General features: G+C 71.9%; 23 protein-coding genes. 15 read left to right on the forward strand and 8 right to left on the reverse strand.

Translation table 11 applies throughout. The annotated features are described in order from the left end of the window. Position 1 precedes the first annotated feature (1 nt). From BMW85_RS08065 to BMW85_RS08075, 3 genes are read left to right on the forward strand one after another with little or no spacing between them, the layout of a single operon-like run. Entirely contained in the window at positions 2-829 is an 828-nt protein-coding gene (locus tag BMW85_RS08065) for an amino acid ABC transporter permease (RefSeq protein WP_091078760.1), read from the forward strand. Then, positions 826-1,569, forward strand: coding sequence for an amino acid ABC transporter ATP-binding protein (locus BMW85_RS08070; RefSeq protein ID WP_091078763.1), 744 nt, complete (start codon positions 826-828; stop codon positions 1,567-1,569). Before BMW85_RS08065 ends, BMW85_RS08070 begins: the two co-directional genes overlap by 4 nt. A gap of 58 nt (positions 1,570-1,627) precedes the next feature. After that, positions 1,628-2,056: a CGNR zinc finger domain-containing protein gene (locus BMW85_RS08075; protein WP_091078766.1), complete on the forward strand. Its 429-nt coding sequence runs from the start codon at positions 1,628-1,630 to the stop codon at positions 2,054-2,056. Positions 2,057-2,136: 80 nt separating this feature from the next. Here the strand turns inward: BMW85_RS08075 and BMW85_RS08080 are convergent, their stop codons facing one another. Next, the gene (locus BMW85_RS08080; RefSeq protein WP_091078769.1) at positions 2,137-2,433 is read right to left on the reverse strand and encodes a S24 family peptidase; all 297 of its coding nucleotides are present in this window, start codon (positions 2,431-2,433) and stop codon (positions 2,137-2,139) included. Positions 2,434-2,521: 88 nt separating this feature from the next. Between BMW85_RS08080 and sodN the strand changes: the two genes are divergently transcribed. From sodN to BMW85_RS08095, 3 genes are all read left to right on the forward strand, one after another. Then, a complete protein-coding gene (gene sodN / locus BMW85_RS08085) occupies positions 2,522-2,923 on the forward strand; it encodes a superoxide dismutase, Ni (protein WP_091078772.1) in 402 nt (133 codons plus the stop codon). Between the two features lie 127 nt (positions 2,924-3,050). Then, a complete protein-coding gene (locus tag BMW85_RS08090) occupies positions 3,051-3,488 on the forward strand; it encodes an ATP-binding protein (protein WP_091078774.1) in 438 nt (145 codons plus the stop codon). A 17-nt stretch (positions 3,489-3,505) separates the two neighbouring features. Continuing rightward, on the forward strand, positions 3,506-4,285 hold the full coding sequence (locus BMW85_RS08095) for an RNA polymerase sigma factor SigF (RefSeq protein WP_177240539.1): 780 nt from the start codon (positions 3,506-3,508) through the stop codon (positions 4,283-4,285). A gap of 43 nt (positions 4,286-4,328) precedes the next feature. On the opposite strand, the gene BMW85_RS08100 is transcribed toward BMW85_RS08095, so the two are convergent. Continuing rightward, positions 4,329-4,724 carry a hypothetical protein gene (locus BMW85_RS08100; RefSeq protein WP_091078776.1) on the reverse strand — a complete coding sequence of 132 codons (396 nt, stop codon included), beginning with the start codon at positions 4,722-4,724 and terminating at the stop codon, positions 4,329-4,331. 64 nt (positions 4,725-4,788) lie between these two features. Here BMW85_RS08100 and BMW85_RS08105 point away from each other — a divergent pair, with 64 nt between their 5' ends. Both BMW85_RS08105 and BMW85_RS08110 read left to right on the forward strand, forming a co-directional pair. After that, positions 4,789-5,766, forward strand: a complete 978-nt coding sequence (locus BMW85_RS08105; RefSeq protein WP_091078778.1) for a diacylglycerol/lipid kinase family protein — start codon at positions 4,789-4,791, stop codon at positions 5,764-5,766. A 272-nt stretch (positions 5,767-6,038) separates the two neighbouring features. Beyond that, the gene (locus tag BMW85_RS08110) at positions 6,039-6,293 is read left to right on the forward strand and encodes a WhiB family transcriptional regulator (protein ID WP_026214529.1); all 255 of its coding nucleotides are present in this window, start codon (positions 6,039-6,041) and stop codon (positions 6,291-6,293) included. A 21-nt stretch (positions 6,294-6,314) separates the two neighbouring features. On the opposite strand, the gene BMW85_RS08115 is transcribed toward BMW85_RS08110, so the two are convergent. Next, positions 6,315-7,787 carry a PAS domain-containing sensor histidine kinase gene (locus BMW85_RS08115; RefSeq protein ID WP_091078780.1) on the reverse strand — a complete coding sequence of 491 codons (1,473 nt, stop codon included), beginning with the start codon at positions 7,785-7,787 and terminating at the stop codon, positions 6,315-6,317. Between the two features lie 487 nt (positions 7,788-8,274). Between BMW85_RS08115 and BMW85_RS08120 the strand changes: the two genes are divergently transcribed. The 6 genes from BMW85_RS08120 to BMW85_RS08145 all read left to right on the forward strand — a co-directional run bounded on the left by BMW85_RS08120 (position 8,275) and on the right by BMW85_RS08145 (position 14,126). Continuing rightward, positions 8,275-8,994 carry a GntR family transcriptional regulator gene (locus tag BMW85_RS08120; protein ID WP_091078782.1) on the forward strand — a complete coding sequence of 240 codons (720 nt, stop codon included), beginning with the start codon at positions 8,275-8,277 and terminating at the stop codon, positions 8,992-8,994. 75 nt (positions 8,995-9,069) lie between these two features. After that, positions 9,070-9,792, forward strand: a complete 723-nt coding sequence (gene bioD, locus BMW85_RS08125) for a dethiobiotin synthase (RefSeq protein WP_091078785.1) — start codon at positions 9,070-9,072, stop codon at positions 9,790-9,792. Between the two features lie 66 nt (positions 9,793-9,858). Next, on the forward strand, positions 9,859-11,019 hold the full coding sequence (locus tag BMW85_RS08130; protein WP_091078788.1) for a sensor histidine kinase: 1,161 nt from the start codon (positions 9,859-9,861) through the stop codon (positions 11,017-11,019). Further along, positions 11,010-11,666 carry a response regulator transcription factor gene (locus BMW85_RS08135; RefSeq protein ID WP_091078791.1) on the forward strand — a complete coding sequence of 219 codons (657 nt, stop codon included), beginning with the start codon at positions 11,010-11,012 and terminating at the stop codon, positions 11,664-11,666. The genes BMW85_RS08130 and BMW85_RS08135 overlap by 10 nt, the downstream gene beginning before the upstream one ends. Then, positions 11,663-12,439 (forward strand): DUF4097 family beta strand repeat-containing protein, encoded by a 777-nt coding sequence (locus tag BMW85_RS08140; protein ID WP_091078794.1) that lies wholly within the window; start codon positions 11,663-11,665, stop codon positions 12,437-12,439. Before BMW85_RS08135 ends, BMW85_RS08140 begins: the two co-directional genes overlap by 4 nt. Before the next feature lie 40 nt (positions 12,440-12,479). Next, the gene (locus BMW85_RS08145; RefSeq protein ID WP_091078796.1) at positions 12,480-14,126 is read left to right on the forward strand and encodes an acetolactate synthase; all 1,647 of its coding nucleotides are present in this window, start codon (positions 12,480-12,482) and stop codon (positions 14,124-14,126) included. Between the two features lie 6 nt (positions 14,127-14,132). On the opposite strand, the gene BMW85_RS08150 is transcribed toward BMW85_RS08145, so the two are convergent. Continuing rightward, positions 14,133-15,707: a protein kinase domain-containing protein gene (locus BMW85_RS08150; RefSeq protein ID WP_245774680.1), complete on the reverse strand. Its 1,575-nt coding sequence runs from the start codon at positions 15,705-15,707 to the stop codon at positions 14,133-14,135. Positions 15,708-15,980: 273 nt separating this feature from the next. On the opposite strand from BMW85_RS08150, the gene BMW85_RS08155 reads away from it, so the two are divergent. Then, positions 15,981-16,370 carry a thioesterase family protein gene (locus BMW85_RS08155; protein WP_177240540.1) on the forward strand — a complete coding sequence of 130 codons (390 nt, stop codon included), beginning with the start codon at positions 15,981-15,983 and terminating at the stop codon, positions 16,368-16,370. A 19-nt stretch (positions 16,371-16,389) separates the two neighbouring features. On the opposite strand, the gene BMW85_RS08160 is transcribed toward BMW85_RS08155, so the two are convergent. The 4 genes from BMW85_RS08160 to BMW85_RS08175 all read right to left on the reverse strand — a co-directional run bounded on the left by BMW85_RS08160 (position 16,390) and on the right by BMW85_RS08175 (position 20,739). Continuing rightward, positions 16,390-16,602 (reverse strand): biotin/lipoyl-binding carrier protein, encoded by a 213-nt coding sequence (locus BMW85_RS08160; protein WP_143082129.1) that lies wholly within the window; start codon positions 16,600-16,602, stop codon positions 16,390-16,392. Positions 16,603-16,634: 32 nt separating this feature from the next. Next, positions 16,635-17,999, reverse strand: coding sequence for an acetyl-CoA carboxylase biotin carboxylase subunit (locus BMW85_RS08165; protein WP_245774681.1), 1,365 nt, complete (start codon positions 17,997-17,999; stop codon positions 16,635-16,637). Between the two features lie 92 nt (positions 18,000-18,091). Further along, positions 18,092-19,387 carry an HD-GYP domain-containing protein gene (locus BMW85_RS08170; protein ID WP_091078807.1) on the reverse strand — a complete coding sequence of 432 codons (1,296 nt, stop codon included), beginning with the start codon at positions 19,385-19,387 and terminating at the stop codon, positions 18,092-18,094. Next, entirely contained in the window at positions 19,384-20,739 is a 1,356-nt protein-coding gene (locus tag BMW85_RS08175; RefSeq protein ID WP_091078810.1) for an HD-GYP domain-containing protein, read from the reverse strand. The genes BMW85_RS08170 and BMW85_RS08175 overlap by 4 nt, the downstream gene beginning before the upstream one ends. Between the last annotated feature and the right edge of the window lie 12 nt (positions 20,740-20,751).

A 20,751-nucleotide genomic window follows, 5' to 3' on the forward strand; every position in this document is an offset into this window, starting at 1 on the left:
CATGACCGACCTGCCCAAGACGGCTGAGCCTGCCCGCGCCAGGCTCAGCCCGCGGAAGAAGCAGCAGATCAGCCGCGCCGTCCAGTACGCCCTGCTGGTCGTCGCGCTGGTCGCCATCGTCCTGTACGCCGACTGGGGCAGCCTGGCACAGAACTTCGCCAAGGTCGACGTGGCCGAGCACGCGCTGCCCGAGCTGTTCACGATCGCGTTGCGGAACACGATCATCTACGCGGTCGGCGGGTTCGTCTTCGCGTTCGTGCTCGGGCTGCTGCTGGCACTCATGCGGCTGTCGCAGGTGCGGCCGTACCGATGGATCGCGGTCGTCTACATCGAGATCTTCCGCGGCCTGCCCGCGCTGCTGATCTTCCTGATGATCACCTTCCTGCCGCTGGCGCTGCCGGGCTTCCAGGTGCCCTTCGGCACGTACGGGCAGGGCATCCTGGGCCTCGGCCTGGTGGGCGCCGCCTACCAGGCCGAGGTCTTCCGCGCGGGCCTGCAGGCCGTGCCCAAGGGGCAGACGGAGGCGGCCAGGTCGCTCGGCATGTCCGCCACCCGCGCCCAGGTCACGGTGATCATCCCGCAGGCCATCAGGATGGTCATCCCGCCCACCACCAACCAGTTCGTGGCGCTGCTCAAGGACTCCTCCCTGGTGCTGTTCCTGGGCGTGTCCGGCGAGTACGTCGAGCTGGCCAAGTTCGGCAACGACCTGGCCTCCCAGTACGCCAACGCCACCCCGATCATGGTGGCGGGCGTGACGTACCTGATCGTCACCATCCCGCTGGGATACCTCGCCTCCCGGCTGGAGGGGCGCAAGGGGAGGAAGCCATGACGCACGCCATCGAGATCGCGGACCTCCACAAGTCCTTCGGCGACAACCAGGTGCTCCAGGGCATCGACCTGACCGTCGAGCCCGGCCAGGTGGTGTGCGTCATCGGCCCGTCGGGGTCGGGCAAGTCCACGCTGCTGCGCTGCGTGAACCTGCTGGAGACGCCCACCAAGGGCAAGGTCTTCGTGGAGGGCGTCGAGGTCACCGACCCCGACGTGGACCTCGACGCGGTACGCCGCCGCATCGGCATGGTCTTCCAGCAGTTCAACCTGTTCCCGCACATGACCGCGCTGCAGAACGTCATGATCGCCCAGCGGCGGGTGCTGAAGCGGGGCAGGAGCGAGGCCGAGGCCATCGCCAGGGAGAACCTGGAGAAGGTGGGCGTCGGCGACAAGTGCGACACCCTTCCCGGGCAGTTGTCGGGCGGGCAGCAGCAGCGCGTCGCGATCGCCCGCGCCCTCGCCATGAACCCCGACCTCATGCTCTTCGACGAGCCCACCTCGGCGCTCGACCCCGAGCTGGTCGGCGACGTGCTCGCCGTCATGCGCAAGCTGGCGGAGGAGGGCATGACCATGCTCGTGGTCACCCACGAGATGGGCTTCGCCCGCGAGGTGGCCGACCGGGTGGTGTTCATGGACGGCGGCGTGGTCGTCGAGGACGGCCCGGCGTCCCAGGTGATCGGCGATCCATCCCAGGAGCGGACGAAGGCGTTCCTGCGGCGCGTGCTGCACCCCGAGGGCTGATCCCGGTGGGGGCTCCGGCGCGCGCCGGAGCCCCCACCGGGGTGTGTAATACTCCGGCATGGACCTGACCTCTTACGCCTCGTGGGCGGTCCGGCTCGTCAACGATCTCGTGCCGCCGCCCGAGCTGATCCGGCTGCGCCAGGAGCTGGCCGAGGTCTTCGACGTGGCCGGCGACGAGCGGGCCGTGGCCGAACGGCTCAACGCCCTGCTCGTGCGCTATCCCGTACGACCCCAGCTCTCGGCCCACGACGGCGGGCCCTGGCACCTGCACCTGGCCGAGGACCCGGCGGCCACCGCGGTGATGGGCCTCGCCGCGGTCGTCGCGGAGCTGGGCGCGGACCGGCTGGGCCGCTGCCGTGAGCCGCGCTGCGGCCGGGCCTTCCTCGACACCTCGTCCAACCGCTCCCGCCGCTACTGCTCGGCCCGCTGCGCCAGCCGCGCCAACGTGGCCGCCTACCGCGCCCGCCGCCGCCAGGAGACGCCCTGAGCCGCCCTGAGCCGTCCTGAGCCGGGCGCCGGAGCTCCTAGGCCGTCCTGAGCCGCCCGAGCGGTCGTCCTGAGCCGCGGTCACCGCCGCCGGCGGACCAGCGGCCAGTACCGCAGCACGACGCGCCCCACGATGTCGTGGACCGGCCCGAAGTCCCAGCTGTCGCGCCGCCCGCTCGCCCGCTGGTTGTCGCTCTCCAGCCACCATCCGTCCGCTCCGTGCCACTGCGCCCGTTTCACGATGAGCCGTTCGGGATCGCCGGGCAGCCGGGCGACGACGACGTCGCCGGGGCGCACGGGGGCGTTCCTGCGCACGAGGAGCCAGTCGCCGGGAACCAGGCCGGGCCGCATGGAATCGCCCTCGACACGCACTCTCATGGGCTCTACCCCCCACTCCGCCGCCTTCCGGACCCGAGTAAGGTCGGTTGTGGACCAAGCTGATTCAGCATCCAGGAAGGACTTTCCGATGCTCGCACGACTGCTACGACCCAAGCACGTCGCCTCCGCGCACTGCGACCTGCCCTGCGGGGTCTACGACCCCGCCCAGGCCCGCATCGAGGCCGAGTCGGTCAAGGCAATCATGGAGAAGTACGCGGCCAACGAGGACCCGGTGTTCCGCGGCCGCGCGCTGCACATCAAGGAGGAGCGCGCTGAGCTGGTCAAGCACCACCTCTGGGTGCTCTGGACCGACTACTTCAAGCCGCCGCACCTTGAGCAGTACCCTCAGCTCCACCAGCTCTTCTGGGACGCCACGAAGCTCGCTGGAGCCGCGGGCGCCAAGGGCACGGTCGACGCCGCCAAGGCGGACGAGCTGCTGGGCAAGATCGACGAGATCTCCAAGATCTTCTGGGAGACCAAGGCGGCCTAAAACGGCACAAAGGCTCTGCGCGGTTCACGACCGCGCAGAGCCTTTTCCGTAGATGGCGAGTCTGATTCGTCCAAGCACCTCTCCGGAGCGGTAAGTTGCAGTTGGCGTCGGATATGCGAGGAGGAACGTGACCGAGGAAACCGAGACGCGCGCGCAGGGCGTGGCCGGCATCCGCGACGTGGTGAGCATCCGGCTCCCCGCCGCGAGCGCCTACCTGTCCGTGCTGCGCACAGCCACCGCTGGGCTGGCGGCGCGGCTGGACTTCACGCTGGACGAGATCGAGGACCTGCGGATCGCGGTCGACGAGGCGTGCGCCATGCTGCTCAACGAGGCGGTGCCCGGCACCGACCTCACCGCCGAGTTCGAGCTGACCGGGCAGGAGATGCAGGTCAGGGTCGAGGTGGCGACGGTCGGGAGTTCCGCGCCCAAGCGTGACGACTTCGCCTGGATGGTGCTCACCGCGCTGGCCGACGACGTCGACGCGGTGACCGACAGCGCCGACCGCATGGCCATCGTCCTCCGTAAGCGCCGAGGGGCGGCTCAGAGCACGGCGGGGCCGGCGTGACGGAAAGGACTGGAGCCATGGCCACCAGCGAACACGCCGTGCCCGACAGGGTGCGCGCCCGCCAGCTCTTCGCCGAGCTGGCCGAGCTGGGCCCCGAGGAGCCGCGCCGTCAGCGCATCAGGGACGAGCTGGTCGAGCTCCACCTTCCCCTGGTCGAATACCTGGCTCGCCGCTTCCGCAACAGGGGCGAGTGGCTGGACGACCTGACCCAGGTCGCCACCATCGGTCTGATCAAGTCCATCGACCGTTTCGACCTCAACCGCGGCGTGGAGTTCTCCACTTACGCCACGCCCACCATCGTCGGCGAGATCAAGCGGCACTTCCGCGACAAGGGCTGGGCGGTCCGCGTGCCGCGCCGCCTGCAGGAGCTGAAGCTCTCGCTGACCAAGGCCATAAGCGACCTGTCGCAGCGCGAGGGCCGCGCCCCGACGGTCGCCGAGCTGGCCGCCTACCTCAAGATGACCGAGGAGGAGGTGCTGGAGGGCCTGGAGTCGGCCAACGCCTACTCGACGGTGTCCCTCGACGCGCCGGACTCCGGCGACGACGACGCCCCCGCGGTGTCCGACTCGCTCGGCATCGTGGACGAGTCGCTGGAAGGCGTCGAATACCGCGAGTCGCTCAAGCCGCTGCTGGAGCGGCTGCCGCCGCGCGAGAAACGCATCCTGCTGCTGAGGTTCTTCGGCAACATGACGCAGTCGCAGATCGCCACCGAGCTCGGCATCTCACAGATGCACGTCTCCCGCCTGCTCGCCCGCACCCTCGCCCAGCTGCGCGAGGGCCTGACAGCCGAGGACTGACGGGTCAGGGCTGCTCGGGAGCGTCGACAGGACGGCCGGGCAGCTAGGCCGCGTGCTGCTCGTCGCCGTAGAGCGCGTGCGTGGTGGGGGGCGCCAGCAACGCGACCAGCCCCGCCAGCACGGCCACCAGCAGCGGGACGCCGAGCTGCGGCAGGTCCGACTGGAAGAGCGTGTAGATCACCGGCAGCAGGAAGATCTGGGCCACCACGCCGGGCGCGCGGCCCCACCGCTCCATCCTGAACAGCCCGCCCCAGGCCACCCAGAGCAGCCCGGCGCCGATCAGCACCCCGAACGCCGCCTCGGCGATCGCGCTCGTCAGGCTGCCGGGCCTGCCGACCACGGTCTCGACGGCGACGAAGACGCCCAGGCCGAGCGCGAGCAGCCCTTCGAGGCTGACGACGACGGCGGCGATCACGAGGGTGAGCGGACGACGGTTCACGTCCCGTACCCTACCTCGCCGAGGTCACTGAAGCGGGTCCCCGATCAGCGGCTACGCTGGCGGCATGCGCGCGATGCTGCTGGTGAACCCCAAGGCCACGACCACGAACGCCCGCACGAGGGACGTCCTCATCCGCGCGCTCGGCGCGGCCGTGGAGCTCGCCGTCGAGGAGACCCGCTACCGCGGGCACGCCGCCGGCCTGGCGGCGACCGCGCGCGACAAGGGCTACGACATGGTGGCCGTGCTCGGCGGCGACGGCACCATCAACGAGACCGTCAACGGCCTGCTCAATCCGGTGAACGGTGACGTGCCGCCGGCGTCCACTGACGTGCCGGACGACCCCAGCACCCGCCGCCCGGCGCTCGTCGTCATCCCCGGCGGCAGCGCCAACGTCTTCGCCCGCGCCCTCGGCCTGCCCAACGACCCGGTCGAGGCCACCGGCGCGGTGCTGGAGGCGCTGCGCGAGGGCCGCCGGCGGACCGTGGGCCTGGGCCAGGCCCTTTGGGAGGGCCAGAGCCGCTATTTCACGTTCTGTGCGGGGATGGGCTATGACGCCGAGGTCGTACGGGCCGTGGAGGGCCTGAGAGGCACCGGCAGGAAGGCTACCCCCGCCCGGTATGTCAACACCGCTCTACGGCACTATCTGGCCACGGACAAGCGGCATGCCGCGATGACGGTGACCGGTCCCGGCATCCCAGCGGCCGAGGGCGTCTTCATGGCGATCATCTCCAACACCTCGCCGTGGACGTACGTCGGCACGAGGCCCGTCCGCCCCACCCCGTGGGCGAGCTTCGAGACCGGCCTCGACCTGCTCGGGCTGCGCCGGATGGGCCTGGTCTCGCTCACGCCGCTGATCCAGCACATGCTCACCGAGAGTGACACCCTTCCGTCAGGGAAGCACCTCGTCCAGCTCCACGACGAGGCCGAGTTCACGCTCACCGCCCGCCGTCCCGTGGCCTTTCAGCTGGACGGGGACTACCTGGGCGAACGCGAGTCAGTGACCTTCCGATCTACCCCCAACGCATTACAAGTGTTGGTCTAGTTGGTTACATTCGGTCATTGTGTGACGCATCCGACATCCATAACGGCCAAAACTTCGCGCAAACCCTCTTGCGTGCACTCTGCGTGGCTGACAGGCTCAGACTGACATCGGAACGTAGGACCTTTAACAACCCCTAGGCCCTCCGACCGTCAGCGGACGACCCCGGTCCTCGACAGGATCCGGGGCCTCGTTCGCTGGAGTTAGTGAAACTCTTCACAAAGTAGTAGCCGCACGGAGCCGACCAAAGGCTTCATCTACTAAGGAGTGGACGCATGGACTGGCGCCACCGAGCTGCCTGCCGTGACGTGGACCCCGAGCTGTTCTTCCCGATCGGCAACACCGGCCCCGCCCTCATGCAGATCGAGGAGGCCAAGCAGGTCTGCCGTTCCTGCCCGGCCGTCGACGCCTGCCTGAAGTGGGCCATCGAGTCCGGCCAGGACGCCGGCGTGTGGGGCGGCCTCAGCGAGGACGAGCGCCGCGCCGTCAAGCGCCGTGCCGCCCGTGCCCGCGCCCGCGCGACCGCCTGACCCCAACCTTCGCCAGCGACCTCAACCGGACGCGGGACGCGGGATCGAGAGCACGACCTCGGTGCCGCCCGCGGGGCGCGGCTGTACGGACAACTTTCCCGACAGCTCCCCCTCAACCAGCGTACGGACGATCTGCAGCCCCAGACTGGTGCTGCTGTCGAGGTCGAAGCCTTCGGGCAACCCCTGCCCGTCGTCCCACACGGTGACGTTGAGCCGGTCGAGCGCCGGCTCCACCACCACCTCCAGCCGCCTGGGGCGTCCATGTTGCAACGCGTTCTGCAGCAGCTCGGTCAGCGCCATGGCCAGCGGAGTGGCGATGAGGGACGGCAGCACCCCGAACGCCCCCACCCTGCGCGGCGTCACCGCCGCCTCGGCCGCCGAGACCTCGCCGGCCATCGCGATGACGCGGTCGGCGATCTCGTCGAAGTCGACGAACTCCTCGGGCGCGTGCGACAACGTCTCGTGCACGATCGCGATGGACCCGACCCGGCGCACGGCCTCCTCCAGCGCCTCGCGGCCCTCGGGCACCTGCAGGCGGCGGGCCTGGAGCCGGAGCAGCGCCGCCACCGTCTGCAGGTTGTTCTTCACCCGGTGATGGATCTCGCGGATCGTGGCGTCCTTGGTCATCAGCTCGCGCTCGCGCCGCCGCAGCTCGGTGACGTCCCTGATGAGCACGAGCGCGCCGATCCGGCCGCCCCCCACGATCAGCGGGATCGCCCTGAGCTGCACCGTCGTGCCGCCGGACTCGACCTCGGTCTCCTTGGCCGCCCGGCCGCTCGCCACGATCATGAGGTCTTCGTTGATCGGCTCGTCGGAGTAGCACAGCGTCGCGGTGACCGGGCCCAGCTCCGAGCCGACCAGGTCGGCGTGCAGGCCGAGCCGTCGGTAGGCGGACAGGGCGTTCGGGGAGGCATAGGTGACGCGCCCCGCCCGGTCGAGGCGGAGCAGGCCGTCGCCGACCCGCGGCGAACGGACCAGGATCGGCTCCTCCCCCGAGAACGGGAAGCGCCCCTCGGCCACCATCTGCGCCAGGTCGGAGGCGCTCTGCAGGTAGGTCAGCTCCAGCCGCGAGGGCGTACGGGCCGACGACAGGTTGGTGGAGCGCTGGATGACGGCCAGGAAGCGGCCCTCGCCACCCTCGACCGCGCGCCTGACCGGGATCGTCTCCTCCCTGACCGGCACGCCCGTGGACCAGTCGGGGTCACCCTCGCGGCAGATGCGGCGCTCGTTCCACGCGGTGTCGATGAGGTGCCGCTCGCCCTTGGCCGCCACGCTGCCGACGATGTCGTCGTGGTAGACGGTGGGGCCGGTCGTCGGGCGCATCTGGGCGATCGCGATCCAGCCGCTCTCCCCCGCCAGCGGCGCCCACAGGACGAGGTCGGCGAAGGACAGGTCGGCGAGCAGCTGCCAGTCGGAGACCAGCGAGTGCAGCCAGTCGAGATCCGCCTCGTCAAGAGCGGTATGGCGGGCGACGAGGTCGCTGAGAGTCGGCACGAGTGCATCATGCGTGCTTTCCCCCGCCACGACCAAACCGGCGGCCGTCCCGAGTGCGGGGATTCGGGGGCATGTGGAGCGAGCACCGCCGTTCATTCGCCGTATTCCTTTGGGCAATCTCATATTGTGAGAAGGGTCACATTAGCCAAGTCGCCCATATCCCCCGGCGGAGCCCCGCCGGACGGGCCGGAGGTGGTCGTCACGAGCCCGCCACAGCGCCGCCCAACAGGTCAGACGGGGGTGGGACGTGCCGCAGGCGCCCGCGCGGCGGCCCCGGTCGCCGCCTCGGTTGCGATGAGCGTCGCTGCTGTGGATATCCTTCACCATCAGCCTGAGCAGCCCGGATTCGCGCGTGCCCGGCACCGTACGCGCTCGGTGCCGACCGGCCGCCGCCGCCCGCGGTTGACCTCCTTGGCCAATGTGGGTTCCGATGATCTCGCGGTGATCAAACACGCCTCACCGCCGTGGCAGAAGTGAAGGTGAGCGCGTGACAGACGATAGCCCCCGCGTTCCGAAGTACTACGACGTGAAACGCGCCCTGCTGGAGCTGACCAAGAGTCTGCCGCCGGGCACCGCGCTGCCACCCGAGCGCACCCTCGCCGTGCGCTTCGAGACCTCCCGAACCACCGTCCGGCAGGCGCTGACCGAGCTGGTGGTCGAAGGGCGGCTGCTGCGCATCCAGGGCAAGGGCACGTTCGTGGCGCAGCCGAAGGTGGCGCAGGTGCTGCAGCTCACCTCGTACATCGGCGACCTGCGCACCGCCGGGCTGGAGCCCGACACCAAGATCCTGGAGATGGGCTACATCACCGCCGACGAGGCCCTCGCCCGCCGTCTGGCCATCAACCCGGGCGGCCGGGTGCTGCGCATCCACCGCCTGCGCCTGGCCAACGGCGAGCCGGTCTCCATCGACACCACCCACCTGTCCGCCCGCCGCTTCCCCCGGCTGCGGCGCGAGCTGGAGGTCCACTCCTCGCTGTACGAGACCCTCCACAACGCCTACAACGTGCGCCTGACGGACGCCGAGGAGATCATCGAGACCGTGCTCGCCACCCCGTACGACGCCAAGGCGCTCGGCGTGGACGTCGGCCTGCCGATGCTCCTGCTCACCCGGCACGCCTTCGACGCCGACGGCCACCCGGTCGAGTGGGCCCAGTCGCTCTACCGGGGCGACCGCTACAAGTTCGTCACCCGGCTGCGCCGCCCCTGACGCCGCCCCTGACGCCGCCGCGTGGCGCGCGTCCATGGGGCCGGGTCGGGTGCCGGTCGCGTCTAGGCTGGCCGGGTGAGCGTTCTGATCGTCACAGGGACCGCCGAGGCGGTGGGCAAGACCGTCGTGACGGCCGCCGTGGCCGCGCTCGCGCGGGCGCGGGGCGCGGGAGTGGCCGTGGTGAAGCCCGCCGAGACCGGGCTGGCCGCCGGCGCGCCCGGCGACCTCGACACGGTGATGCGGCTGTCGGGGGTGACGACGACGTTCGAGCTCGGCCGGTTCGCCGAGCCGCTCTCCCCGGCCGCGGCGGCGCGGGCGGCGGGCCTGCCGCCGGTGTCCATGCCGGCGGTGGCGCTGCTGGTGCGCGAGCTGGCCGAGAGCAACCGGCTGGTGCTCGTGGAGGGCGCCGGCGGCCTGCTGGAACGCTACGACGAGGACGGCGCCACGCTCGCCGACCTCGCCCGGCTGCTGAGCGCGCAGGTGCTCGTCGTGTCCGGCGCCGGGCGCGGTGCGGTCAACCACGCCGCGCTGACCCTGGAGGCGCTGGCCAACCGGGGGCTCGACCTCGCCGGGCTGGTCATCGGCCGCTGGCCGGCGGAGCCCGGCCCGGTCGAGCGCAGCACGGCGGCGGACCTGGAGATGCTGGCGGCGCGGCCCCTGGCCGGCGCGCTCCCGGACGGCGTGGGCGCCCTGGACGGGGCGGCATTCGCGGACGTGGCCCGCCGGGGTCTCGGCCCCACGCTGGGCGGCGCGTTCGACCCGTCGGCGTTCCGTCAGCTCATCGGAGGGTGGGGCTAGCCCCACCGCCGAACGGCACACCAAGCCCATTTCGCGTCCTCCCTCCCGGTCAATACCGTTGAGACCATGAAGGTCCCCCGCCCGTGGTCGGCGCGTGCCTGGCTGGACACGGCGCACGTGATGATCGGCCTGCCGGTCGCCGTGATGCTGGCCGGCTCGACGCTCGTCGCGATCGCCGTGCCGCCCGTGCTGCGGGGCGGCCTGCCGCTGTTCACGCGGCTGCAGCGCTCCCGGTTCGAGGCGTTCCTCGGGGCGCGCATCCCGCCCGTGCACACGCCGAGCAACCTGCGCAGCGCGGCCACGTGGCGGCAGATCGGCTACCACCTGCTGTCGCCGGTCGTGGGGCTGGCCGCCGCGGTCCTCGTGGCGCTCGCCTGGGGCGGGGCCGTGGTGGGGCTGCTGGCGTTCCTGCCGGACAAGATCGAGCGTCCGCCGCTGCGGTTCGAGTTCGACCTGCGCGACGGGCGGGTGGTGGCGGTCTTCATGGCGATCGGGCTCGCGCTGCTGCTGCTCGCGCCGGTGCTGGCGCGCGGGATGGCGGCGCTGGACCTGTTCGTGGCCCGTACGCTGCTCGGCCCGAGCCGTTCCGAGCTCGGGCAGCGGATCGAGACGCTGACCGAGAGCCGGGCCGGCGTGATCGACGCCGCCGACGCCGAGCGCCGCAGGATCGAGCGGGACCTGCACGACGGCGCCCAGCAGCGCCTGGTGTCGCTGGCCATGAACCTGGGCCTGGCCCGCGCCACCCTCACCGACCTGCCCGATCCGGCCCGTGAGGCCATCGAGCAGGCCCACGAGGAGGCCAAGCAGGCGCTGAAGGAGCTGCGGGACTTCGTCCGCGGCCTGCACCCCGCCGTGCTCAACGACCAGGGGCTGGACGCGGCGCTGTCCGGCGTCGCCGCCCGCGCCCCCTTCCCCGTCAAGCTCCGCGTCGACATCGAGCGGCGCGTCACCCCGACCATCGAGGCGGTGGCCTTCTTCATCGTGTCCGAAGCACTCACCAACATCGCCAAGCACGCCGCGGCCACGAGGGCCGAGGTGAGCGTGCGGCGCGAGCACGACCGCCTGCACGTGCTCGTCCACGACGACGGCTGCGGCGGCGCCCGCATGGACGGCGGCACCGGCCTGCGCGGCCTGGCCCAGCGCGTCGGCGCCGTGGACGGCGCGCTCCGGCTGTCCAGCCCGCTCGGCGGCCCGACCACGATCGAGGTGGACCTGCCGTGCGCGTAGTGCTGGCCGAGGACTCCGTACTGCTGCGCGAAGGGCTGATCCGGCTGCTCGACGCCGCCGGCATGACGGTCGTGGCGGCCGTGGACGAGGCCGAGGGGCTGCTGCGGGCGGCCGAGGAGCACCGTCCCGACCTGGTGATCACCGACGTGCGGATGCCGCCCACGCACACCGACGAGGGCCTGCGCGCCGCGCTGGTGCTGCGCCGCCAGCAACCGGGGCTGCCGGTCCTGGTGCTCTCCCAGTACGTCGAGGAGCGCTACGCCGCCCAGCTCCTCGCCTCGGCCGCGACCGGCGGCGTCGGCTACCTGCTGAAGGACCGGGTGGCGGACGTGACCGAGTTCATCGACGCGCTGCGCCGCGTGGCCTCCGGCGGCACCGCGCTCGACCCCGAGGTGGTCGCGCAGCTCATCGTGCGCGGCGACAGCCACCCGCTGGAACGTCTGACGCCCCGCGAGCACGAGGTGCTCCAGCTCATGGCCGAGGGCCGCTCGAACGCCGGCATCGGCCAGGCGCTGGTGCTCAGCGAGGGCGCGGTCGGCAAGCACATCGGCAACATCTTCACCAAGCTCGACCTGTCCCCCGCCGAGGGCGACCACCGGCGGGTGCTGGCCGTGCTCCAGTTCTTGAAGATCAGGAGCTCGCCGTGAGAGCACTCTGGCTGACCGCCGGCGCGATGGCGACCGTGATCGCGCTCTTCTGGTCCACGGCGGCGCTCTGGACCACCTTCGCCCGCGCCCGCGAGCCGGTCGTCACCGACCTGCGCTCGATCCCGTTCGACGGCGGCACGGTGGAGATCAAGGCGACGGCCACGCCGATCAACCTGTTCGTCATGCCCGGCCGGGCAGGCGAGCTGCTGATCAGCCGGTCGCTGAGCTGGTCCAGGGAACAGCCGAAGGTGGCGGAGAGCTGGGACCCCGCCACCGCCACGCTGCGGCTGGACACCGACTGCCCCGGCTCCGGCCAGCCGGACGGCTCGCGCTGCCAGGCGGACTACACGGTCTTCGTGCCGCCGGAGACCGACGTCGTGGCCGGGACGACCACCGGGGATCTCGCCGTGCACAACCTGTTCGGCAGCCTGCGGCTGACCTCGGTCTCGGGCGCCGTACGGCTCGAAGAGGCCGCCGGGCCGGTGTGGGCGCGGACCGGCAGCGGCGACATCGACGCCGGCCGGCTGGGCGGCGAGTCGGCCGACCTGGAGACGGGCGCGGGCGAGGTGCGGGTGGCGTTCACCGGCCGGCCGACGTCGGTGCGGGCCGTGGTGCGCACCAGAGGCGACGTCTCCGTCGTCGTGCCGCCGGCGCCGTACGCCGTGACGACCGTCGGCACGAACGTCACGCTCGACATCGAAAGGGACGCGGCCTCGCAACGGAAGATCGAGGCCAGGACCCTCGCGGGCTCGGTGTCGGTGTGCTGCCGGTGAAGGTCTGTTTACGACTGTGACTCGTTGGTAAGTTCCCGGCATGGAGTCTGCGAAGCATGCCGGTGACGTGGCCGTCGCCGTGTCCAGGGCCTATGGGGCCGAGACCATGTTCACCCTGTCGGGAGGGCACGTCTTCCCGCTCTACGACGGCGCGGTGCACGAGGGCATGCGCATCCTCGACGTACGCCACGAGCAGAGCGCCGTGTTCGCCGCCGAGGCGACCGCCCGGCTGACGAGGAAGCCGGGCCTCGCCGTGCTGACCGCCGGTCCCGGCATCACCAACGGCGTCAGCGGGGTCGCCACCGCGCACTTCAACGGCTCGCCGGTGGTCGTGCTCGGCGGCCGGGCGCCCCAGTCCCGCTGGGGCAGCGGCGCGCTGCAGGAGATGGACCACCCGCCGCTGCTCGATCCGATCACGAAGCTGTCGTTCACCGCGAGCGGGGCCGACTCGGTCGGCCAGGACGTCGAGATGGCCTTCCGCACGGCGGTCGCGCCGCACCGCGGCCCGGTCTTCCTCGACTTCTACATGGACCACCTGTTCGCCCCCTCGCAGCCGCACGCCGTCGAGACTCAGACGCCGTCGCCGCTGGAGCCGAACCCCGACGACCTGACCGCCATCGCCCGGCTGCTGGCCGAGGCCGAGCGCCCGGTGCTGGTCTACGGCTCCGACGTGTGGATGGACCGTGCCGAGGAGGCCGCCCGCGACTTCGCCGAGACCTGGCGGCTGCCGGTCATCCCCAACGGCCAGGGCCGCGGCATCCTGCCCGCGGGCCACGAGCTGCTCGTCACGCGCGCCCGCGGGCTCGCCTTCGCCCAGGCCGACCTGGTGGTCGTGATCGGCACGCCGCTCGACTTCCGGCTCGGCTACGGCTGGTTCGGCGGCAAGGACGGCGCCCCGCTGGCCAGGGTCGTGCACATCGCCGACGCGCCGTCACAGCTCGCCACGCACATGCAGCCGGCCGCCTCGGCCGCGGGCGACCTGTCGGTGGTGTTCTGGGGCCTCGGCGCGGCCTGCGGCGACGCCGGGGTCAAGCCGGAGAAGTACGCCTCCTGGGTCTCCAAGCTCTCCGAGGCGGCCGCGGCGGCCATCGCGGGCGACGCCGAGCTGCTGGCCGCCGACGCCGACCCGATCCACCCCATGCGCATCTACGGCGAGCTCAACCGGGTCCTGGACGACGACGCCGTGGTCATCGGCGACGGCGGCGACTTCGTCTCCTACGCCGGCAAGTACGTCGAGCCGCGCCGCCCCGGCAACTGGCTCGACCCGGGCCCGTACGGCTGCCTCGGCACCGGCCTCGGCTACTCCATCGCGGCCCGCCTGGCCCGCCCGTCCTCGCAGGTGGTGCTGCTGCTCGGCGACGGCGCGGCCGGCTTCTCGCTGATGGACGTCGACACGCTCGTCCGCCACCGCCTCCCGGTCGTCATGATCTGCGGCAACAACGGCATCTGGGGCCTGGAGAAGCACCCCATGCAGCTGCTGTACGGCTACGACGTGGCCGCCGAGCTGCAGCCCCACTGCCGCTACGACCAGGTGGTCACCGCGCTCGGCGGGGGCGGCGAGCTGGTCACCGACCCGTCGGAGATCGGCCCGGCGCTGCGCAGGGCGTTCGACTCCGGCATCCCCTACATGGTGAACATCGCCACCGACCCGCAGATCGCCTACCCCCGCAACACCACGGGGGTCTGAGCGCCACTAAGAGGTGGTCGGGGTGGCCGTCGGGCTCGGCGACGTGCAGCCGCCGTCGATGACGACCATCTTGACCACCTTGCCCACTTCGAGCATCGTCCCGCCCTTCGGCGACTGAACGGAGATCTTGCCGCAGCGCAGACCGTCCGTGGTGACCGTGTTGTTGGTGACGTACGCGTCGAACCCGGCCGCCGAGACCGCCTCCTGCGCGTCCTGGTAACGCATGCCGACGAGCTCGGGCACCTCCGCCTTCTTCGCCGTGGACGACGGCGTGCTGGTGGGGGTCTTCGAGGGGGTCGGAGTGGGCGTCGGGGTCGGCGTGGGCGTCGGGGTGGGCTCCTCCGAGGTCTCCACCACCTGCGGCCGGGTGGTGACCGGCCTGGGGCTGGGCGGGGCGGTCTTCGTCTTGCGCGGCTTGGTCACCGTCGGCGTGGGCGACTCGGCGCCGTCCATGTGGTCGGCGCTGGGCGTGACCTGCGGCGGGTCGGTGGTCATGCCGGTGAGCGCGACCGCCGTCGCGCCCGCGCCGAGCACCACCACGGCGGCGATGGCCGCGACCAGCCCGCCCCTGCGTGGCGCCTTGGCGGCCCGTCGTCCGCCGCGCCGCTCGGCGACCGTGGTCTGCTCCTGCGCCGGCAGGTGGGCGCCGGTCTTGTACTGCTCGTAGTGGCCGGTCTCGGCGTAGGGGCCGCCCTGCTCGTAGTGGCCCGTCTGCTGCTGGCGTTGCGGGTAGTCCGGCGGGGGCGCCATGGTGGCGCCGGTGACGGGCGCCTGGCCGGGGGCCGGCTCGGGCAGGGCAGGCGCCTGCCCGCTGCCCGCGGCCCTGGCCGCGTCGCTCATGGCCCTGGCCGACGGGAAGCGCCGGGCCGGGTCCTTCGACAGCGCGATCTCGACCAGGGCGCGCACCGGCTGCGGGATGTCGGCCGGCAGCGGCGGCGGCGCCTCGCGGATGTGCTTGAGCGCGATCGTGACGGCGCTGTCGCCGTCGAACGGCCGCTGCCCCACCAGGCACTCGTAGGCGACCACGCCGAGCGCGTAGATGTCGACGGCGGGCGTGACGGGCGCGCCCTCGGCCTGCTCGGGCGCGCAGTAGGCGGCCGTGCCCAGCACCATGCCGGCGTCGGTGAGCCGGTTGGCGAGGTCGGAGCGGGCGATGCCGAAGTCGGTGAGCACGAGCGTGCCGTCGCGCTGCACGAGCAGGTTGCCCGGCTTGACGTCGCGGTGCACGATGCCCTGGTCGTGGACGGCCTGCAGGGCGGAGGCGGCCTGCGCGATGAGCTCCATGGCCGCTTGGGGCGGGATGCGGCCCAGGCGGGCCAGCAGCCGGTCGAGCGGCTCGCCGTCCACGAACTTCATGACCAGATAGACGGTGTCGCCGCTCACTCCGTAGTCGTAGACGTCGACGACGCCGGAGTGGTTGATCGTGGCCATCGCGCGCGCTTCCCCCTGAAAGCGAGCGACGAAGCCGGGGTCCTGCATGCGGCCCGGAAGCAGCACCTTGACGGCGACGGTGCGGGCGAGCACGGTGTCCTCACCCCGCCAGACCTCGCCCATGCCACCGGCGCCGATGCGGGTATCCAAGCGATACCGCCCCGCCAGTGTGGTTCCTTGGGCCACCATGATTCCCCCGCTACCCTCCTACCTCTGTAACCTCTCGCCCCCGCGGGTTCCCAACAAAGCGAACTTGTGTCGCGGCGAGGTAACACAGTGGTCACGGAACTCAGAGAGTGTACGACTCACCTGACCCACATGCCACTCATATGTCTTAAGCCGTACAAACCATATCCTGGGGCCTTGTGGTGGCACTTGTCCGCGTTTCCGGGAAGTCGGCATCCCTATCGCTAGGCTGACCCCATGACGCTCGCTCCTGGCCTCCGTTCTCAACTGCTCATCATGGTCGAGATGGCGGACACCGCGAAGCGGGCCGGCAGCGGCGACGTGCCCGTGCTGGCCACGCCGCGCCTGCTCGCGCTGGCCGAGGCCGCGACGGTGCGGGCGGTCGAGAAGCACCTCGCGCCCGGCGAGACCTCCGTCGGCACCCGGGTCACGCTCGAACACCTCGCGGCCAGCCCGCTCGGCACGCACGTGCAGGTCGGCGTCGAGCTGACCGAGGTGGACGGCCGCCGGCTGGTCTTCGCCTTCGAGGCCCACGACAAGCGCGGCGTCGTGGGCCAGGGGACGATCGAGCGCGTCGTCGTCGACCGGCACAAGTTCCTCGCGGGCGCGCAGCGCCGACTCGGCTGAACGGGCGGCGGGCGGGCGGCTAGTCGATGACGGCGATGAGGTCGCCTTCCTGGATCACGTCGCCCTCGGCGACCTTGAGCTGCGCGACCACGCCGTCGTCCTCGACGAGCACCGGGATCTCCATCTTCATGGACTCCAGGATGACCAGCGTGTCGCCGTCCGAGACGGTGTCGCCCTCGCTCACGAGGACCTTCCACACATTCGCCACCATCTCAGCGCGTACCTCAGCCACCGGGGCTCCCCTCTTTCGTCAATGTGTTCACTCTAGGCCCGTCCGCCGCGCATCCGCGCGACGAGCGCGGTGTCGTAGTCGCCGCTGACGAACTCGTCGTCGTCCAGCAGCTCCGCGCAGAACGGCAGGTTGTTCTTGGGACCCGCGACCGCGAACGCCTCGACCGCCTTACGCCCCTTGGCCAGGGCGTCCGCGCGGTCCTCGCCGAGCACGCACAGCTTGGCCATGAGCGGGTCGTAGAACGGCGTGACGGTGTTGCCCGACTCGTAGCCCGAGTCGACCCGTACGCCCTCGCCGACCGGCTCGTCCCAGGTCGTGATGACGCCGGGGCCGGGGAAGAAGCGCTTGGGGTCCTCGGCGTAGACGCGGAACTCGATCGCGTGGCCGCGGGGCCGTACGTCGAGGTCAGGGCTCTCGCCGGCCGCCACCCGCAGTTGCAGCTCGACCAGGTCGAGGCCGGTGACCAGCTCGGTGACCGGGTGCTCCACCTGGAGCCGGGTGTTCATCTCCAGGAACACGAAGTCCTGGGCGTCGGCGTCGACCAGGCACTCGACCGTGCCGGCGCCGAGGTAGCCGACCGCCTCGCCGGCCCGCACCGCGGCCGCCAGCATGCGCTCGCGCAGCTCGGGGGTGATGCCGAGGGACGGCGACTCCTCGACGACCTTCTGGTGGCGGCGCTGCACCGAGCAGTCGCGCTCGCCGAGCGCCAGCACCCGGCCGTCGGGCAGGCCGAGGATCTGCACCTCGACGTGGCGGGCCCGCTCGATGTAGCGCTCGATCAGCACCGCGGGGCCGTCGAGCGCGTCGCCGGCGAACCTGGACGCCGCCCGCGCCGCCTGCTCGTACGCCTTGGCCAGCGCCTCGTCGTCGTGCGCCACGCTCATGCCGATGCCACCGCCGCCACCCGCGGTCTTGACCATGACGGGGTAGCCGATGCTCTCGGCGGCCCGCAGCGCGAGCGACAGGTCGGTGACCGGCTCGCGGGTGCCCGCGGCGACCGGCACGCCGGCGGCCTCCATGAGGTTCCTGGCGTTGATCTTGTCGCCCATGCGGTCGATGGACTCCGGCGACGGCCCGATCCAGGTCATCCCGGCCTCGACCACGGCGCGGGCGAAGGCGGCGTTCTCGGAGAGGAACCCGTAGCCGGGGTGGATCGCCCGCGCTCCGGTGGCGCGGGCCGCCTCCAGCACCTTGGCGGCGTCGAGGTAGCTCTGCGCGGGGTTGGCGGGGCCGAGCAGCACGGCCTCGTCGGCTTCCCGTACGAACGGCAGGTCGGCGTCGGCCTCCGAGTGCACGGCTATGGCCCGCAGGCCCATCCGTTTGACCGTGCGGATGATCCGGCGCGCGATCTCCCCCCGGTTGGCGATCAGAACGGGTCCGAGCGTCTCAGTCAGCACGCCGATTACCCTATGGCCGCGAGCGGCTTTACCCCTTTCGCCCGAAACCACCGATCCGACGGAACCGTTCTGTAGGAATCCGACAATGCCGGTCAGAGCCGGCCGCGGTCGATCACCCGGGCCAGCGCCTCCAGCGCGTGCGGATCGTACGCGCCGCCCGGCGCGCAGCGGACCCGCTCCAGCGCCGCGCCCGACCGGTCACGGTCGGTCGAGGGGCCCACCAGGTCGTCGTAGGCGTTGGCGACCTTGATGATCCGGCTGGACAGCGGCGGATCGGCGGAGATCGGGTCGCACTGCCGCCGCACCACCTCGGCCACCCGGTCGAGCACGCCGGTCTGCCTGATCACCTCGGCGCCCAGCTCGGCGATGCGGCGGGCCTGCTCGGGCTCGGTGAGCACGGTCGCCCCGCCGGGGATCGGATCGCGCAGCGAGAGCTGCCCGATGTCGTGCATCAGGGCCGCGTACTCCAGCTCCAGCAGCTCGGGCTCGGCCATGCCCAGCTCCCTGCCGACGGCCACGGCGAGACGGCTCACCCGGCGCGAGTGGCCCGGCTCGACGTAGCCGCCGACCTCGGTGACCCGCGACAGCGCGCGCACGGTCTGCAGGTAGGTCGCCCGGATGCCCGCGTACTTGCGGAAGGCCACCTGCGTGACCAGCAGCGGCGCGGCGAACACCAGCAGCGCGACGAGGTCCATGCTGTGGGTGGCGAGCGCCAGCAGCACGCCGGAGGCGGCCACGGCGGCGCCCAGCGGGAAGGCCATGTTGAGCTCGTCGCGCACCGCCACCCGGAACGCCGTGCGCACCTGCTCGGCCCGCAGCCAGGCGGCGATCAGCACGTCGACCAGCAGGTTGACGGCGATGAGGGTGACCATCACGGCGAGCGCCGGCCACCAGGTGCTGGTGGGCGGCTCGGTCATCCGGCGCAGCGGATCGGCCAGCGGGCGGAAGGCGAAGGCCAGCAGCGCGCCGGTGAGCAGCCTGCGGGCCATCGCGTCCAGCCGGGGCGGGCGGCCCACCGCGAGGTGGGGCGCGGCCCCGGCCGCCATGCCGACCGCGATCACCGCCACGACCTGCAGCGCGGAGTGGGTCAGCGGGTGCTGGCTGAGGTCGAGCAGCAGGGTGTAGCCGAGCGCGGCGGCGGCGCCGATGGGCGCGACCTCCCGGTTGCCCGGCATGGTGAGCCTGGCCAGCTCGCCGACCGCGATCAGCGCGCCGAACCCGACGGCGATCTCGGGCCGGTCGAGCCCGACGGTGGCGGTGTGGGCGACGCCCGCCACGGCGACCAGGCCGGCCGCGCAGATGAGCAGCAGCTGGCCCGAGTCGAGCCTGCGCAGGACGGTGTTGAGCGAGCGTCCCGTGGTGCGTTCGACGCGTCCGGTGGCGATCATGAGCCGGTCACGACCTGGATGGGCGTGGTGGGGTCGTCGTGGTCCTTGATCGGCGTGGCGACGGCCTCGGGCGGCGGCGGGTCGACCCGGCGCGGCGGCTGCCACGGCTCGCGTTCGAGCGCCCGGATGAAGGCGTCGACCATGACCGGGTCGAAGTGGGTGCCCGCGCTCTTGCGCAGCTCCTCGACGGCGACGGGCACCGGCCGGGCGCCGCGGTAGGAGCGGTCGGAGGTCATCGAGTCGAACGCGTCGGCGACCGCGATGACCTTGGCGAACTCGGGGATCTCGTCGCCCGCGAGGCCCATCGGGTAGCCGGTGCCGTCGTGCTTCTCGTGGTGATGCATGATGCCGGCGTAGGCCTCGTCGAGGAAGCCGATGCCCCTGACGATCTCCAGGCCGCGCATCGGGTGGAGCTGGATCGCGGCGAACTCCTCCTCGGTGAGCGGCCCGTCCTTCTGCAGCACCTTGGTGGGCACGCCGAGCTTGCCGACGTCGTGGAGCATCCCGGCGTAGCGGATCGCCCGCACCCGTTCCAGGCCCATGCCGATCTCCTGGGCGATCATCGAGGAGGCGTGCGAGACGCGCGTGCAGTGGCCCCTGGTGTAGTAGTCCTTGGTCTCCACGGCCTGGCACAGGGCGGCGATGGTGGCGTCGTACGAGCGCTGCTGCGCGTGATACTGGCCGAACGCCCACCGCGCCACGAACAGCGGCAGCAGCACCAGCACCGCCGAGATCGACTGCACGGTCGCCCAGAGCCCGGCCACGAGCAGCCCGAACGTGCCGTAACCCAGATAGGACAGCAGGAACTGCGCCATGCCCCGCACCGGCACCTCGGTGTCCCGCACCCCGGTGGCCAGCGCGATCATGGTGAGCGTGAGCACGATGTTGAGCGGCACGTAGACGGCGGTGGCCGCGGCGTAGGGCCCGATGAGGTCGTCGAAGGCGTTGACCTGGGGGACGCCGACCCGCCCGTCGAGCGCGAGGTAGACCTGCCCGGCCGCGTAGCCGCAGATGGCGAACTGGGCGCCGTTGAAGAGGCGTTTGATCAGCGGCAGCCCCGGCCGGACGCTCAGCACCGCGGTCAGCCCCACCAGGGCCGCGCCCTCGGGGCCGATGAGCACCACGGCGGCGAGCGAGGCGGAGAAGCTGACCGACACCGCGAACTGCTCCACGTTGAGCAGCGTGGGCATCGACTCGCAGACGAGGAACAGCAGGGCGAGCACCAGCAGGACGTCGAGGTCCTCGGTGGCCACGGGCGCGCCGGAGACGACCGCGGCGCGGGCGATGAGCGCGGCCGCCGCGCCGATGACGGCGACCAGGTAGACCCTCGCGGGCCACGGCAGGTCACGCATGCGGCTCCCCCT

It is taken from the genome of Nonomuraea wenchangensis, assembly GCF_900111685.1.
GTDB lineage: Bacteria > Actinomycetota > Actinomycetes > Streptosporangiales > Streptosporangiaceae > Nonomuraea > Nonomuraea wenchangensis.